The 14,866-nt window shown below is 63.6% G+C and carries 14 protein-coding genes; all 14 read left to right on the top strand.

Features of this window, described 5'->3' with window-relative positions; translation table 11 throughout:
- The 14 genes from murD to QZ266_RS00180 all read left to right on the top strand — a co-directional run bounded on the left by murD (position 1) and on the right by QZ266_RS00180 (position 14,848).
- Positions 1-1,425, top strand: coding sequence for a UDP-N-acetylmuramoyl-L-alanine--D-glutamate ligase (gene murD / locus QZ266_RS00245; RefSeq protein WP_295690501.1), 1,425 nt, complete (start codon positions 1-3; stop codon positions 1,423-1,425).
- The gene (ftsW, locus tag QZ266_RS00240) at positions 1,422-2,549 is read left to right on the top strand and encodes a putative lipid II flippase FtsW (protein WP_295690497.1); all 1,128 of its coding nucleotides are present in this window, start codon (positions 1,422-1,424) and stop codon (positions 2,547-2,549) included. The genes murD and ftsW overlap by 4 nt, the downstream gene beginning before the upstream one ends.
- Positions 2,546-3,652 carry an undecaprenyldiphospho-muramoylpentapeptide beta-N-acetylglucosaminyltransferase gene (murG, locus tag QZ266_RS00235; protein ID WP_295690494.1) on the top strand — a complete coding sequence of 369 codons (1,107 nt, stop codon included), beginning with the start codon at positions 2,546-2,548 and terminating at the stop codon, positions 3,650-3,652. Before ftsW ends, murG begins: the two co-directional genes overlap by 4 nt.
- Positions 3,649-5,055: a UDP-N-acetylmuramate--L-alanine ligase gene (gene murC, locus QZ266_RS00230; RefSeq protein ID WP_295690492.1), complete on the top strand. Its 1,407-nt coding sequence runs from the start codon at positions 3,649-3,651 to the stop codon at positions 5,053-5,055. The genes murG and murC overlap by 4 nt, the downstream gene beginning before the upstream one ends.
- On the top strand, positions 5,052-5,999 hold the full coding sequence (gene murB / locus QZ266_RS00225) for a UDP-N-acetylmuramate dehydrogenase (RefSeq protein ID WP_295690489.1): 948 nt from the start codon (positions 5,052-5,054) through the stop codon (positions 5,997-5,999). The genes murC and murB overlap by 4 nt, the downstream gene beginning before the upstream one ends.
- A complete protein-coding gene (locus QZ266_RS00220; RefSeq protein WP_295690486.1) occupies positions 5,996-6,595 on the top strand; it encodes a hypothetical protein in 600 nt (199 codons plus the stop codon). The genes murB and QZ266_RS00220 overlap by 4 nt, the downstream gene beginning before the upstream one ends.
- A 138-nt stretch (positions 6,596-6,733) precedes the next feature.
- Entirely contained in the window at positions 6,734-7,057 is a 324-nt protein-coding gene (locus QZ266_RS00215; RefSeq protein ID WP_367178189.1) for a low molecular weight protein tyrosine phosphatase family protein, read from the top strand.
- A 52-nt stretch (positions 7,058-7,109) separates the two neighbouring features.
- A complete protein-coding gene (locus QZ266_RS00210) occupies positions 7,110-7,694 on the top strand; it encodes a hypothetical protein (protein ID WP_295690483.1) in 585 nt (194 codons plus the stop codon).
- The gene (locus QZ266_RS00205) at positions 7,691-8,605 is read left to right on the top strand and encodes a D-alanine--D-alanine ligase (protein WP_295690481.1); all 915 of its coding nucleotides are present in this window, start codon (positions 7,691-7,693) and stop codon (positions 8,603-8,605) included. The genes QZ266_RS00210 and QZ266_RS00205 overlap by 4 nt, the downstream gene beginning before the upstream one ends.
- On the top strand, positions 8,593-9,501 hold the full coding sequence (locus tag QZ266_RS00200; protein WP_295690479.1) for a cell division protein FtsQ/DivIB: 909 nt from the start codon (positions 8,593-8,595) through the stop codon (positions 9,499-9,501). The genes QZ266_RS00205 and QZ266_RS00200 overlap by 13 nt, the downstream gene beginning before the upstream one ends.
- Positions 9,498-10,829, top strand: a complete 1,332-nt coding sequence (ftsA, locus tag QZ266_RS00195) for a cell division protein FtsA (protein ID WP_295690478.1) — start codon at positions 9,498-9,500, stop codon at positions 10,827-10,829. Before QZ266_RS00200 ends, ftsA begins: the two co-directional genes overlap by 4 nt.
- Positions 10,830-11,051: 222 nt before the next feature.
- On the top strand, positions 11,052-12,692 hold the full coding sequence (ftsZ, locus tag QZ266_RS00190; RefSeq protein ID WP_295690476.1) for a cell division protein FtsZ: 1,641 nt from the start codon (positions 11,052-11,054) through the stop codon (positions 12,690-12,692).
- 193 nt (positions 12,693-12,885) lie between these two features.
- Entirely contained in the window at positions 12,886-13,782 is an 897-nt protein-coding gene (lpxC, locus tag QZ266_RS00185) for a UDP-3-O-acyl-N-acetylglucosamine deacetylase (RefSeq protein WP_295690474.1), read from the top strand.
- 235 nt (positions 13,783-14,017) lie between these two features.
- Positions 14,018-14,848: an outer membrane protein assembly factor BamD gene (locus QZ266_RS00180; RefSeq protein WP_295690471.1), complete on the top strand. Its 831-nt coding sequence runs from the start codon at positions 14,018-14,020 to the stop codon at positions 14,846-14,848.
- The last annotated feature ends 18 nt before the right edge of the window (positions 14,849-14,866 follow it).

Genomic DNA, 14,866 nt, shown 5'->3' with positions numbered 1-14,866 from the left:
ATGATCCCGATCCATGCATATGAAGGCCGCCGCGTGGCTGTGTTCGGATTGGGGCGCACAGGCATAGCCACGGCAAAAGCCCTCGAGGCAGGCGGCGCAACGGTATCGTGCTGGGACGATTCCGAGCCCTCGCGGCTGCGCGCCGAGGCGGACGGCCTGACCCTGGATGATCTCAACCGGCGCGACTGGGGCGATATTGCAGCCCTGATATTGTCGCCGGGCATCCCCTTGACCCATCCCAAACCCCATCACGTGGTCGAGCTGGCCCGGGCCGTTGATGCGCCGGTGATCGGCGATGTCGAACTCTTCGCGATGGCGATTGCCGATCTGCCTGAGAAGCGTCGACCCAAAATCATCGGCATTACCGGGACCAATGGAAAGTCGACGACGACCGCCCTCATCGGTCACATCCTGCGCGAGACCGGGCGCAATGTCGTGGTCGGCGGCAATATTGGTGACGCCATTCTCGCTCAGGCGGCGCCGCGACCGGGCAGTTACTATGTCCTCGAACTGTCGTCTTACCAGTTGGACCTCACCCACTCGCTGGCCTGTGATGTCGCGCTCCTGCTGAACATCTCGCCGGATCATATCGACCGGCATGGTGATTTTGACGGATATTTCCGCGCCAAACAGCGCTTGTTCGACATGCAGCGGCCGGGCGATGTGGCGGTTATCGGGATCGATGACAATGTGACCTCGGCCTATTTCTCCACCCTGCGTCGCAATCGACGCGAGGAGGAGATCATTCCGATCTCGGCCGGGCGGGTCTTCGCGCGCGGCGTCTATGCGCTGGGCGACCGGGTCTATGACGCGCTGGACTGTGCCTCGCATCCGGTCGTCGACCTGGCGAAGGCGCCGGCTCTGCCGGGGCGCCACAATGCCCAGAACGCGGCCGCCGCACTGGCCGCCGTCCGGGCGCTGGGTGTCTCGGGGCGCGCCGCCGCCGATGCGATCGCGACCTTTCCGGGTCTGGCGCATCGTCAGGAGCGGATCGCGACGATCAATGGCGTCACCTATATCAATGATTCCAAGGCGACCAATGCCGAGGCCGCCACGCAGGCCTTGGGTTGTTATGACCATGTCCGGTGGATTGTCGGTGGCCGCGCCAAGGATGGCGGACTGGTCGCTGCGCGGCCGCATTTCGACCGTGTCGCCAAAGCCTATCTGATCGGTGAGGCGGCGACCGGCTTCGCCGCCGAGCTCGCCGGGGATGTCCCGCACGAAGCGTGCGGTGATCTGGCCGCGGCGCTTGAGGCGGCCACGCGCGATGCAATAGCGGCAGGCGTGTCGGGCCAGGTTGTTCTCCTGTCACCGGCAGCGGCCTCCTTCGATCAATTCACCAGTTATGAAGCGCGCGGCGACGCCTTCCGCGAGCTGGTGCGCGCCCTCGTGCCGGTCGATTCCGTGGCGGAGGGTGTTGCGTGATCCAGAGTTTCCCGCGGGCGCTGGCGAGCTGGTGGCGCGGCATTGACCGTACCCTGCTCTTCGTCATCCTGGCGCTGATCATCACCGGACTCGTCCTGTCCATGGCGGCCAGTCCGGCGGCCTCGGAACGCCTCGGCCTGGATGATCCCTTCTACTTCCTCTACCGGCAGGGCGTCTTCGCGGTGCTCAGCCTGGTCGGCCTGTTGGGAATATCCGCGCTGTCGCCCAAGGGCGCGCGGCGACTGGCCGGCCTGGCCCTTGTCGGTGCTTTCGTCCTGATGGGCGCGGTCCTGCTCGTGGGCTATGAGGTCAAGGGCGCGACCCGCTGGCTGCGCTTCGGCGCCTTCTCGCTGCAACCCTCGGAATTTCTCAAGCCAGCCTTGCTGGTCACGGCGGCCTGGCTGTTCTCCGAGGAGAAGCGCGGTGCCCCCGTGCCCGGGCGGATCATCGCCTTCGGCCTGTTCGCGGTGGCGATCGGCTTGTTGATGCTGCAACCGGATTTCGGCCAGTCCGTGCTTTTGACCCTGTGTTTTGGCGGTATTTTTTTCGCCTCCGGACTGTCCTGGATCTGGGTGGCGGTCCTGGGCGGGCTGGCGGCGTCGGGATCGACCCTGGCCTATTTCACCTTTCCGCACATTGCGTCCCGCGTGGACCGTTTCCTCAATCCGGAAAGCGGCGACACCTACCAGATTGACCGGGCGACCGAGGCGATCTCGAGGGGCGGGATTGCCGGTGTCGGCCCCGGTGAGGGCGAGGTGAAGCATTTGCTGCCCGATGCGCACACGGATTTCATCTTCTCGGTCGCCGCCGAGGAGTTCGGCCTGATCGCCTCGCTGTCGATAATCGGCCTCTTCGCCATTCTGGTCACGCGGGCCTGGATGCAGGTCATGCGATTGCAGGATGGTTTCGCGCAGTTGGCCGTTGCTGGACTTGCGCTGCAATTCGGACTGCAAAGCCTGGTCAATATCGCCGTAAACTTGAACCTCATTCCACCCAAGGGCATGACCTTGCCCTTCGTGTCCTATGGAGGTTCATCCATGCTCGCCCTCGCTTTTGGCGCCGGCCTCCTGCTCGCTTTCACGCGCCGTCGACCCGGCGCCTATACGACCCGTTACGCCGCATGACACCCAGACGATGCCTGATCGCCGCCGGCGGAACCGGTGGACACATGTTTCCCGCGCGCGCCGCGGCCGAAGCGCTGATCGCGCGCGGCTGGCAGGTGCGCCTCGTCACCGATACGCGCGGTCTGCGCCATGCCACCGACTTCCCGGCCGTTGCGGTCGACGAAATCCATGCCGCCAGCCCGTCGACGAAAAATCCCGTCAAACTGGCCAAGGCGGCGCTGGAACTGACCCAGGGCTTTGCCCAGGCGCGCGCCATTGCCGGCAAGTGGAAGCCTGATGTTGTGGCCGGTTTTGGTGGCTATCCGGCTTTCCCCGCCCTGGCGGTTGCCCGGTCCATGGGCACACCCTTTGCCATTCACGAGCAAAATGCCGTGCTCGGCCGGGTCAATCGGGTCTTTGCCGGCAAGGCCGGCTTCATCGCCTCCGGCTTTGAACGCCTCGACCGGCTGCCGGCGAAAGCGAAAAAGCGTCATATCCTGACAGGCAATCCCCTGCGCGAACCGATCATCGAGGCGCGCGCCGCCGGATATCCGGCGATCACCGCTGACGGGCGGCTCAACATTCTGGTGCTGGGCGGCTCGCTGGGTGCGCGTATCCTGTCGGAGACGGTGCCGAAGGCGCTGGCGATGATCCCGGAAAAGCTCCGGTCTCGCCTTGATGTGGTCCAACAGACGCGGGAGGAATCCCTCCCCATGGCCCGTGAGATTTACCAAGCCGCCGGCATTGCCGCCCGATGCGAACCCTTTTTCGAGGATGTCGGAGCGCTCTATGCCGCCAGCCATCTCGTGATCGGCCGGGCCGGAGCGTCCACTGTGTCCGAAGTCGCGGGCGTCGGGCGTCCGGCCATCTTTTGCCCGCTGGCGATCGCCGCAGACGATCACCAGGCCGCCAATGTCGATGGGCTTGTCCAGGCGGTGGCCTGTGATGTCGTCCATGAAGGCGAGTTCACGGCCGGGAAGATCGCCGCCCTCGTCGAAACCCGTTTGTCCAACCCTGACGATCTCGCCAGCCGCGCCCAGTCGGCGCGCGCGCTCGGCCGACCTGATGCCGCCGATGCGCTGGCGCGGGCGGTCGACGGCCTGGTCACCGGAGCCCTCGTATGAAATTCACCGCCCTGCCATTTGAAGTCGGCCCCGTCCATTTCGTCGGTATCGGCGGGATCGGCATGTCCGGCATCGCCGAAGTCATGCTCAATCTGGGCTACAAGGTTCAGGGTTCCGACATCAAGGCGAACCCCAATGTCGAGCGCCTGACCGGCCTCGGCGCGACGGTCGCCATCGGCCATGCCGCAGAGAATGTCTGGGGCGCGGGCGCCATTGTCGTCTCCTCGGCCATCAAGCCGGACAATCCCGAGCTCGTCGCGGCCCGGGCTGCCAAGATCCCGGTCGTACGCCGCGCGGAAATGCTGGCCGAACTGATGCGCCTGAAATTCGCCGTCGCAGTCGGTGGAACGCATGGCAAGACGACGACCACCTCGCTGGTCTCTGTGCTGATGGACGCGGCCGGTGTCGATCCGACCGTGATCAATGGCGGCATCATTTCCGCCTATGGCTCCAACGCCAAGATGGGATTGGGCGACTGGATGGCGGTCGAGGCGGATGAGAGCGATGGCTCCTTCCTCAAGCTTCGCTCGACGGTGGCGATCGTCACCAATATCGATCCCGAGCACATGGAGCATTACGGCGATTTCGATACGCTGCGTCAGGCCTTCTATCAATTCGTCGAAAACCTGCCCTTCTACGGTTTTGCCGTCCTGTGCACGGACCACCCGGAAGTCCAGTCCCTGGCCAGCCGGGTCGAAGACCGTCGGGTGATCACCTATGGCCAGAACCCGCAGGCCGATGCCCGGCTGGAAAATCTCGAAATGGACCCGTCCGGCGCGACATTCGATGTCCGTTTCCGCCTGCGCGGGCAGGATGAAACCGTCTGGCAGGGCCTCTTCCTGCCGATGATGGGCGAGCACAATGTCCTCAATGCGGTGGCCGCCCTGGCGACGGCGCGCGAGCTGGGCCTGACCGAGGAGGGTGCCCGGACGGCGCTGGGTCAGTTTGGCGGGGTGAAGCGTCGCTTTACCCGCACGGGCGAGTGGAAGGGCGCCGCCATCATTGATGATTACGGCCATCACCCGGTCGAGATCCTCGCGGCGCTGAAAGCCGCCCGCCAGGCGTCAACCGGCAAGGTGATCGCGGTCATTCAGCCGCATCGCTATAGCCGTCTGCACGACTTGTTCGACGATTTTTCCACCTGTTTCAATGATGCCGACAGCGTTCTGGTCACCCCGGTCTATACCGCCGGCGAGGACCCGATTGAAGGCGCCGACCAGCCCCATTTGGTGGAAAGCCTGGGCGCCCATGGTCACCGCGATGCCATTGCCACGACGCGTGAAACCGTCGCCGCCGATGTCGCCAAACGCGCCGGTGCGGGCGATGTCGTCATCTGCCTCGGCGCCGGCGACATCACGCAGTGGGCCTATGCCTTGCCGGGTGAGCTGGAGGCGACGGGGTGACCCTCCTGTCCCGACTCCCGCCCGTTCGCGGCAAATATATCGAGGCCGCGCCGCTGAAGGATCTGACCTGGTTGCGGGTGGGTGGTCCGGCGGATGTGCTGTACCTGCCGGCCGACGAGTCCGATCTGTGTCGCTTTCTCGCCGAGACGCCGGACGAGATCCCGGTGACCGTGCTGGGCGCCGGGTCGAACACGCTGGTGCGTGATGGCGGGGTGCCGGGTGTCGTGATTCGTCTGGCGGGCGCGTTCGCGAAGACCGAGGCACTCGACGGGCATCGCCTGCGCGCTGGTGCCGGAGCGCTCGACAAGATGGTCGCCAAGGCGGCGGCGAAGGCCGGAATTGGCGGGCTGGAATATCTCGTCGGCGTGCCCGGCACGATTGGCGGCGCGCTGCGCATGAATGCCGGTTGTTATGACCAGGAAACATCGGACGTGCTGGTCGAAGCCATCGCGCTCGACCGGATGGGCCGCCGGATCATCGCGACACCGCAGGAGCTGGCCTATTCCTATCGCCATTGTTCGGCGCCGGAGGACTGGATCTTCACCGAGGCGGTCTTCCAGGGGCAGGCCGATGATCCGGACGCGATCACCGAGCGGATGAATGCGATCACGGCACGGCGCGAAGGCACGCAGCCGATCCGCGAGAAGACCTCCGGCTCCACCTTCGCCAATCCCGATCCGCCCGGCACGCCGAACCAGCGCAAGTCCTGGGAGTTGATCGACAGTGTCGGCGGTCGCGGCTACCGCGTTGGCGGGGCGCATTTTTCCGAGCAGCATTGTAACTTCCTGATCAATGACGGCACGGCCAGCGCGGCTGATCTGGAACAGGTCGGGGAAGACGTGCGGGCTCGGGTTCGCAAGCAACACGATATCGATCTGCGCTGGGAAGTCCGGCGCATTGGCCGGACGACCGGCGACGGACACAAAGAGGGGCAACCCGGATGACACATCCTCTGGCGTCGGCCATTGAGCCGATCCGCGAAAAATTCGTCTACGCCTACACGCAATGGCTGCCGGAAATGGCCAAGCAGTTTCCCCAGGGTGTCAGCGAACATCCTTTTGCGATCAAGGCGGACAAGGCCTTGCTGCGCAGCCTTTACCGGATTGATTTCGCCACCCAGCTCGAGCCGAAGCCGGAATTCCGCGAATTCCGCATGCAGGAAATGATCGCCTTCAAGTCCTGGGACGGGCCGATGGATGGTGTGCATCTGCACCTCCACCCCTTCCGCTGGGACGCGGCGGTCGTCCAGCTGCGCGATGCGAAATGGGACGAGGCCGCATTGCTGGACTGGTTCGACCGCTATTTCGGCCTGATGAAGGGCGTGCCCGTCACCATGCCGGGCGTGCAGACCGGTGGTTTCCTCCATGCCGCCTCCCTGCAGGGCGAGCTCCTGCATTGTGATTTCGGCACGGCACCGCTGGAGGCGCTGATCGAGCTGGTCGGGATCGGCGCGCGCTCCGGCGCCAGCGCGGTGGCGATCAGTGATCCGACCGTGAAGCCGATGACGCCGAACGCGCCGGCCGGCGACGTATTGAACTAACCCCGCCCGGGCCGATTTGCGGTCGACCGGGTCCAGTCAGGACGAGCTCATGAGCAAGCGTGTTGCAGGCGTATTCGTGCAGGAGCTGAGTGTCGCGCGAGTATCCGGAATTGTCTGCACCGCGCGGGCTGGCGATCTATGAAGCGGGCACTTTTCATATGTTCGGCCAACAAGTTGCGCAGTCCTACCGCCGAGCATGTGTTCGCGTCCTGGTCGGGTGTGGAGACGGACTCAGCCGGTTTGAACCATGACGCGGTCGTCGTGCTGTCCCACGACCAGATTGAATGGGCCAATGTGATCTTCGTGATGGAACAGGCGCACAAGAACAAGCTGCGCAAAAAGCACAAGGCTGTGCTGGACGGAAAGCGGATCATCTGTCTGGGAATTCCGGACGAGTATGAAGTGATGGATCCTGAGTTGATCCGGTTGCTGGAAGCCAAAGCCGGACCGTTTTTGAGGTAAGGGTATGACCAAGCGAATTGCCGTGCTGATGCGCGGCCAGATGGGGTAAGCCATGACACCAGAATGGATTATAGTCATCGAGCAGGTCCAATCTCACTATGTGGATCAGTACGCGAACTGGGTCGAAGCTCAGATGCAACGCGAGGGCCCCAATTCTCCGGAAGTGGCGTTTCAGCTCCAGTCCGAATCTGCACTGTTTGGAAATCTTGCTCGTGTGGATTTCGTTCAAAACGCATCTGGTCGCTCCGAAGTCGTTCCCTTTTGGCCCGACTACGCGTTGAATTTCGAGCCTGTGAGCGGCCAGATGGGCGAGGCTCAAATACACATAGAGCCTTTTGTTTGGTCTCAAGCCGTCATCACAATCGAAGGTGCACGCTGGGAAGGCGTGGTGCTGGATCCTTGGTTCAATGATTGGTTCGGGCTTGAGAGCGGTCGTGAAGCGCAAGCGGCGCCGGGCCAGCCTGGCGGCATGATTCACAGCGTTTCAATCTCAGAAGATTCCCTTCATGTGGACTTCGGGTCTGCGCCACCTGAATGTCTGATTGAATTGGTTGAGCTTGCAGAACGCGGTGGAGCTAGCCGATTGGCGATATCGAACGATTCTGCAGGCGAGGAAGCAGCTGGTAGGAAATCATGAGCAAGCGTATCGCGGTTTTGTCGGGCGGTCTGTCGCCGGAACGGGATGTTTCCCTGGTCTCGGGTGCGGCCTGCGCCAAGGGCCTGCGCGACGCCGGCTATGATGTTGTCGAGATCGATGCCGGCCGCAATCTGTCGCAACAACTCGCGGACGCCGATCCGGATATCGTCTTCAATGCGCTGCACGGCGAATGGGGCGAGGACGGGCTGGTTCAGGGCGTGCTCGAGCATTTCGGCAAGCCCTACACCCATTCGGGCGTGCTCGCCTCGGCCCTGGCCATGGACAAGCAAAAAGCCAAGGACGTGCTGCGCGCCGCCGGTATTCCTTGTCCGGAAGGCCTGATCACCAATCGCTTCGAGGCCGCCAAGTCGCATGCGATGAAGCCGCCCTATGTGGCCAAGCCGAATGCCCAGGGGTCGTCAGTCGGTGTGCATATCGTGCTGGAAGGCGCCAATCGCCCGCCAGCCGAACTGGGCTCGACCGCCTGGGCGCTCGGCGATGAGATCCTGATCGAGCGCTATATTCCGGGACGGGAGCTGACGGTGGCGGTCATGGAAGATCGCGCCCTGTGCGTGACCGAGATCAAGCCGAACACGACTTTCTATGATTACGAGGCGAAGTATTCCGCCGGCGGATCGGATCATATTTTACCGGCGCCCGTGTCGGACGAGATCGCCGAACTGGCCAAATCTCTCGCCCTGAAAGCGCACCAGGCCTTGGGATGTCGCGGGATGACGCGGTCAGATTTCCGCTACGACACCGATTCGCATACACCGCTATGGTTACTCGAAATTAACACCCAGCCGGGCATGACACCTACATCACTAGCGCCAGAACAGGCGCAGTATTGCGGGATCGCGTTTTCTGATCTCGTTGCATGGATGGCGGAGAATGCGTCGTGTCGAAGGTGAGGCGTGCCGGTTCGCGTAATGCGGGCCGTCGCAAGACCAAACCCCAGTCCGCCGCGGTGTCCGCACCGCGGCGTTTGCGTAACTGGGCCGAGGCCCAGATCCGGGGTGTCAGATACCGTATGGCGAATGCAGCCCGTTTCGGCGGGCTCGCCGTGGCCGGCCTGTCGGCTGTCACGCTGGGCGGACTTGCGCTTTTCGGACAGCTGGATGACGTGACCGCCTGGGCCGGTGACCGCGTTGAAGGTCAGCTGGCAGATGCCGGCTTTGCCGTGCGTGCCGTCGATGTGACCGGTGCCCGTGGCGAGATGGCGCACGAGATCGTCCTCGCCTCACAGATCACTGATGGCCAGTCCATCTTTTCCGTCGACCCCGAGATCATTCGCTCCCGCGTCGAAGCCATGCCGATTATCCGCCGGGCCCGGGTCGCGCGCCTGCTGCCGAACCGGATCGCCATCGTCGTGGAAACCCGTGAGGCCTTTGCCCTCTGGCAGGTCGAGGGCGGACTGCATGTGATTGATCGTGACGGTATCGTGCTCGCCGACGCCGATGTGATGAATCCGCCGGACCTGCCGCTCGTCGTCGCCGAGGGCGCCAATCAGGCCGCGCCGGAAATCGTCGATGCGCTGAGCCATTACCCCGATGTCGCCGGCCGTGTCGTCGGTGCGGTCCGGGTCGGCGAGCGCCGCTGGAATTTGCGCCTCGACAGCGGGGCTGATGTGAAATTGCCGGAGGGGGATGTGGTGGCGTCGATTGCCATTCTCGCCCGCCTCCAGGCCGAGCGCGGTGTCCTGCGCCTGGCCGCCGAGAGTTTTGACCTACGCGGCGAGGGCGATCTGATCGTCCGGGCCCTGCCTGATCGGGCAGCGGCGGCCGGTATGCGGGAGCGTGAAGCGTGAGTGTGTTCGATCTGTTCCGGTCGCGTCAGCCCAGCGCTGTCAGCGGTTCCAAATCCCAGGGCGTCTGCGCCGCACTCGATGTCGGGTCGTCCAAGATCGCCTGCTTCATTGCTCGTACGGATCAGACCATTGCCGGGCCGCGCCCGCGTGTGATCGGCGTCGGCCACCAGTCCTCACGCGGGATGCGTGCCGGTGCGGTTGTCGACATGGACGCTGCGGCCGAAGCCATCCGGACTGCCGTCGAACAGGCCGAGCGCATGGCGGGTATCGCGGTCAATGCGGTCACCGTCACCCTCTCGGCCGGACAGCCGGCCTCGACGCGCCTGGCCGCCGAGATCGATCTGCCGCAACGTGAAATCACCGAGCGCGAGCCGCGCCGCCTGCTTGATGGCGCTCTGGCCGAATTCGCAATCGAGGACCGCGTTGTCCTGCACGCCATTCCACTGTCCTGGTCGGTTGATGATCATCGCGGGATCAAGGATCCGCGCGGCATGTTCGGCAAGACGCTGGGCGTTGAGGTTCATGTCATCACCGCCGCCATCGGCCCGCTGCGCAATCTGTCGACCTGTATCGAACGCTGCCATCTCGATCTCAAGGGCGTGGTGGCGACGCCCTATGCTTCCGGTCTGTCGGCGCTTGCCGATGACGAGGTCAAGCTGGGCGCGACCCTGATCGACATGGGGGCCGGAGCGACGACCGCGGCGGTCTTCGCCGAAGGCGCGCTCCTGCATATCGACGCCGTTCCGGTCGGTGGGTCGCATGTGACGTCCGATGTGGCGCGCGGCCTGTCGACTCCATTGGCCGCCGCCGAGCGCCTGAAAACTCTCTACGGCTCGGCGCTGGACAGTCCGGAAGATGATCAGCAGATGATCGAGGTTCCCTCGGTCTCCGGCGAGAATGGGGCGATGTATGACAGCGCGCCGCGCTCGCTGCTGAATTCGATCATCCGGCCGCGCCTGGAAGAAACATTCGAGCTGATCCGCGATCGCCTTGATGCGGCCGGCGTCGGCAAGACGTCGGGCCGGCGTCTGGTCCTGACCGGTGGTGGCGCCCAATTGCCCGGTGCGGCCGAACTGGCGGCCCGGATCTTTGGCAAACAGGTCCGGATTGCCGGGCCTAGCGGTGTCAGCGGGCTGGGTGATGCGGTGTCCGGACCGGCCTTCAGTGCCGCTGCGGGCGTGGTCCGCCGCGAGACCCGCGGCGCCGCCGAAGCAATCGCGGGCCCGCCGCGCATGAGCGGTTTGCCGGTGGTTCCGCGGCGCGTGCGTGGCGAGGCCGGGCAGGGTGGTGCCGCGTCCATGTGGCGCTGGTTTGCCGAGAGCTTCTGAGCGGCCTTGGACCGGTCCGCAGACGCGCCTCGCGCATGGCCGGACCTGTTGACGGCAGGCGGTATCGGGTCACCGGAGCATGGGCCAAAGCACCTCGGGCCGGGTGCGAATCGCAAGGCAATTCCTGCCGCAATCGGCCTGTCTTTAACGCCTGCTTAAGCGTCTCGGGGCGACACTTCATGGTGAATCTTTGTTAACTCCAGTCCCGAGCACGAGGCTCCCATGACGCTGAACCTCTCCATTCCTGAAACGACCGAATTGCGGCCGCGCATTGTCGTCTTTGGTGTCGGGGGCGCCGGGGGCAATGCCGTCAACAACATGATCGAGGCCAAACTCGAGGGTGTCGACTTCGTCGTTGCCAATACCGATGCGCAGGCCTTGCAGCGTTCACAGGCTGAAAAGCGTGTGCAGATGGGCGCAGCGATCACCGAAGGTCTGGGCGCGGGTGCGCGACCGGAAGTCGGAGAGCAGTCGGCCGAGGATTCCCTTGAGGAAATCCGCGAGCATCTGGGCGGCGCCCACATGGTCTTCATCACCGCGGGCATGGGCGGTGGTACCGGCACCGGTGGTGCGCCCGTCGTGGCCCGCGCGGCCCGCGAGATGGGTATCCTGACCGTTGGTGTCGTCACCAAGCCTTTCCATTTCGAAGGCTCGCGCCGCATGAAGCTGGCCGAGAGCGGGATTGAGCAACTCCAGGATCATGTCGATACGCTGATCGTGATCCCGAACCAGAACCTGTTCCGTATCGCCACGGAAAAGACCACCTTCGCGGAGGCCTTCTCGATGGCTGACCAGGTGCTGCATTCCGGCGTGCGTGGAATTACCGACCTGATGGTCATGCCGGGCCTGATCAATCTCGACTTTGCCGACGTTCGGGCGGTGATGAACGAGATGGGCAAGGCGATGATGGGTACGGGCGAAGCGGGCGGCGAGAAGCGTGCCGTTGAAGCTGCCCAGGCTGCAATTTCCAATCCGCTGCTTGATGATGTGTCGATGAAGGGCGCGACCGGCGTTCTGATCAACATCACCGGCGGCTATGACATGACCTTGTATGAAGTCGATGAGGCGGCGAACGAGATCCGCGCCGAAGTCGACCCCGAGGCCAATATCATTGTCGGCTCGACGTTCGACGAGACTATGGACGGCTCCATGCGGGTCTCCGTTGTGGCGACGGGCATCGACGCGGAAGTCATGGTCCAGGCCGATCCGCGGGCGCGCCAGCGTGCCTCCGCGCAGGCCCAGTCCAGCCCGAATGACGCGATCCTTCCGTGGAAGCGGAGCAATTCGGATCGTCCCGGTCGCGCGATGACCGAGCGCACTGTCGAGACGCGTGTCCAGGAGTCACGGGCGCCGGAAACGCGTCGCGAGGCCCCGGCCGCGCACGCCACGCCGGAGCCGCGGGTCGAGTCGGATGCAGACAATGAATTCCAGGTCGAGCCGATGAAGCGGGCTGTGGGAGCGGAGGACTTGTCCGACGCGATCTCCACCAATTCCGTCCATGTCGAGCGTGATCCCTATGTGTCCGAAGTGCGCACGTCGCAGGCCGAGATGAGGACTGACGCACCGCAGGTCGTTCATGACCAGGCCCGACTCGCCCAGGAAGCCGAACGCCTGAATGCGCGCTATGAGGAGCGTCGCTCCGAAACGGCTGCGCCGCAGGCCGAGGCCAAGGAAGAGAAGCGCGGTTTTTCACTTTTCGGTCGCCGCAAGAAGCCGGCCGAGCCGGCACCGAAGGCCGCGCCGGTGACCAAGACGGCTCCGGTTCAGTCGGCGCAGCGCCCGGCCTCCGGTGACCTGTTTGGCGACAGTCTGGAAGAAGGTGATCTGGAAATCCCGGCCTTCCTGCGCAGACAAGCCAACTGATTTCATAACCATCTGAATTCAAATGAAAAACGGGGCGCTCCATCGGGCGCCCCGTTTTGCTGCGAATGCGTAACAAACCGCAACAATGCTTTAATTGAATACAGACCCCGCCTGTCGTTCACTGCAAACACGGACGGCTGCTCTGCCGTCATTTGTTGTTGAGCGTAAACCTAAAGCAAGATGGCGCGTAATCGTGATTAACCGGCACACATTGGCGGCTCCTGTTGTTTTTGCAGGCATCGGTCTTCATTCCGGAGAGCGGGTCCGAATGGTTCTGCAACCGGCCAGTGCCGGCGCAGGCATCATCTTTGTCCGCTCCGACATCACTGATCGCAATAATCGCATCGCGGCGCTCGCTCACAACGTGAATGAAGTGCGCCTCGGCACGACGATTTCGAATGAAGATGGCGTGTCGGTCGCCACGATCGAGCATTTGATGGCCGCTCTGGCCGGTCTGGGTGTCGACGATGCCGTGATCGAGGTCGAGGGGTCGGAAATCCCGGTCATGGACGGTTCGTCCGAGCCCTTCGTCAAACTCATCCGCCAGGTCGGACTGAAAGCGCACGCCATGCCGCGTCGCGCCATCCAGGTCCTGCGTCCGGTGATGATCGAGGATGACGAGCGCAGCGCCGGTTTCATGCCCGCGCTCAAGCCGTCAATCGAGATCGAGATCAGCTTCGAGCATGCCGCGGTCGGTCGCCAGTCCTGTGGCTTTGACATTGCCCCGGACATTTTCAGCGATGACATCGCCTCGGCGCGGACTTTCGGTTTCCGCAAGGATTATGAAGCCCTGCTTGCAGCGGGCCTCGCGCGCGGTGGCTCGATGGATAATGCGGTCGTGCTGGATGATGACGGGATCGCCAATCCGGAAGGTCTGCGCTTCAAGGATGAGTTCGTGCGCCACAAGGCCCTTGATGCCCTGGGCGATATCGCACTCGCCGGCGCGCCGATCATTGGCTGCTACCGGGCGAGCCGTCCGGGCCATGCGATCAATAATGCGGCTGTTCGTGCCCTGCTGGATGACCCGTCCAGCTGGAAATGGGTCAGCCTGCGCGATGTCGAGGCCGGTGCCCTCGCCATGGCTCGCTGAACTGATACCCCACTTGTTTCGCACAGCAATTGGAGAGGCCTGACTGGTTTCAGGCCCGGTCCTGTGCCCGTTGCAAGGGGCTTTGAGCCCCGATCGGTTTCCCGATCCGACTGCCATATTACCCCCTGAACCGTCCTTGACCTGACAGCGGCCTTTTGTGCGAGCCAATCATCCGCTACAAACCTATTCGAACGGGCGGCCCTTCCGGCTGCCAGAGCTGTTGAGCCGTGCCTTCATGACCTTTAAGTCGCGTTTAGTTGTCCCGCTTCTCCTGTCAGCCATTCTGGCGTCCTGCGCCAGTGGGCCGGATACGTCCGTCGCTTATGTCGAGCGCCCGGCGGAGACGATTTACGCAACCGCGTTCGAATCGCTTGATCGGGGCCAGTTCCCGCTTGCTGCAGCCCAGTTCGATGAAGTCGAGCGCCAGCACCCCTATTCGGAGTGGGCGCGACGCTCGATGCTGATGGCCGCCTATGCCAATTACGAATCGACGAATTACGAAGAAGCGATCTCGGACGCGCAGCGCTTCATCTCGCTGCACCCGGGCAATCGCAATGCGGCCTATGCCTATTACCTGATCGCGATCTGCCATTTCGAACAGATCATGGATGTCGGCCGGGACCAGGCCGCGACTCAGCAGGCCATGATGGCGCTTGAACAGGTCGTGCGCCGTTTCCCGGAGAGCCGTTACGCAACCGACGCCCGTCTGAAGATTGACATGACGCGCGACCACCTTGCCGGCAAGGAAATGAGCGTTGGTCGCTGGTATCTGCGTCGCGGCTATCACCTCGCGGCGATCAACCGGTTCCAGAATGTGCTGCGCGAGTACGGCAATACCAGCCATGTGCCCGAAGCCCTGCACCGTCTGGTCGAGTCCTATGTCTCGCTGGGTGTCGACGAGGAAGCCCGCCAGGTGGCGGCCGTTCTCGGCTATAACTTCCCGGGCAGTGAATGGTATGAGAACAGCTATGACCTCCTCACGCGTGAGGGGATCTCGATCGATGAAGCGATCGACCAGGCTGATCCAACCTTCCTTGAACGGGCCATGCGACGCCTGTTCGGCTAATCCGGTCCGGGGGTGCCT

The sequence above is a fragment of the uncultured Maricaulis sp. genome, from assembly GCF_905480005.1.
Classification (GTDB): Bacteria; Pseudomonadota; Alphaproteobacteria; order Caulobacterales; family Maricaulaceae; genus Maricaulis.
This window is presented reverse-complemented; position numbering and strand designations above follow the sequence as displayed.

What these genes read in the sequence shown, in the direction of transcription:
- murD (WP_295690501.1), top strand. Translation starts at nt 1, where the DNA reads ATGATCCCGATCCATGCATATGAAGGCCGCCGCGTGGCTGTGTTCGGA.
- murG (WP_295690494.1), top strand. Translation starts at nt 2,546, where the DNA reads ATGACACCCAGACGATGCCTGATCGCCGCCGGCGGAACCGGTGGACAC.
- murC (WP_295690492.1), top strand. Translation starts at nt 3,649, where the DNA reads ATGAAATTCACCGCCCTGCCATTTGAAGTCGGCCCCGTCCATTTCGTC.
- QZ266_RS00220 (WP_295690486.1), top strand. Translation starts at nt 5,996, where the DNA reads ATGACACATCCTCTGGCGTCGGCCATTGAGCCGATCCGCGAAAAATTC.
- QZ266_RS00215 (WP_367178189.1), top strand. Translation starts at nt 6,734, where the DNA reads ATGAAGCGGGCACTTTTCATATGTTCGGCCAACAAGTTGCGCAGTCCT.
- QZ266_RS00210 (WP_295690483.1), top strand. Translation starts at nt 7,110, where the DNA reads ATGACACCAGAATGGATTATAGTCATCGAGCAGGTCCAATCTCACTAT.
- QZ266_RS00205 (WP_295690481.1), top strand. Translation starts at nt 7,691, where the DNA reads ATGAGCAAGCGTATCGCGGTTTTGTCGGGCGGTCTGTCGCCGGAACGG.
- ftsZ (WP_295690476.1), top strand. Translation starts at nt 11,052, where the DNA reads ATGACGCTGAACCTCTCCATTCCTGAAACGACCGAATTGCGGCCGCGC.
- QZ266_RS00180 (WP_295690471.1), top strand. Translation starts at nt 14,018, where the DNA reads ATGACCTTTAAGTCGCGTTTAGTTGTCCCGCTTCTCCTGTCAGCCATT.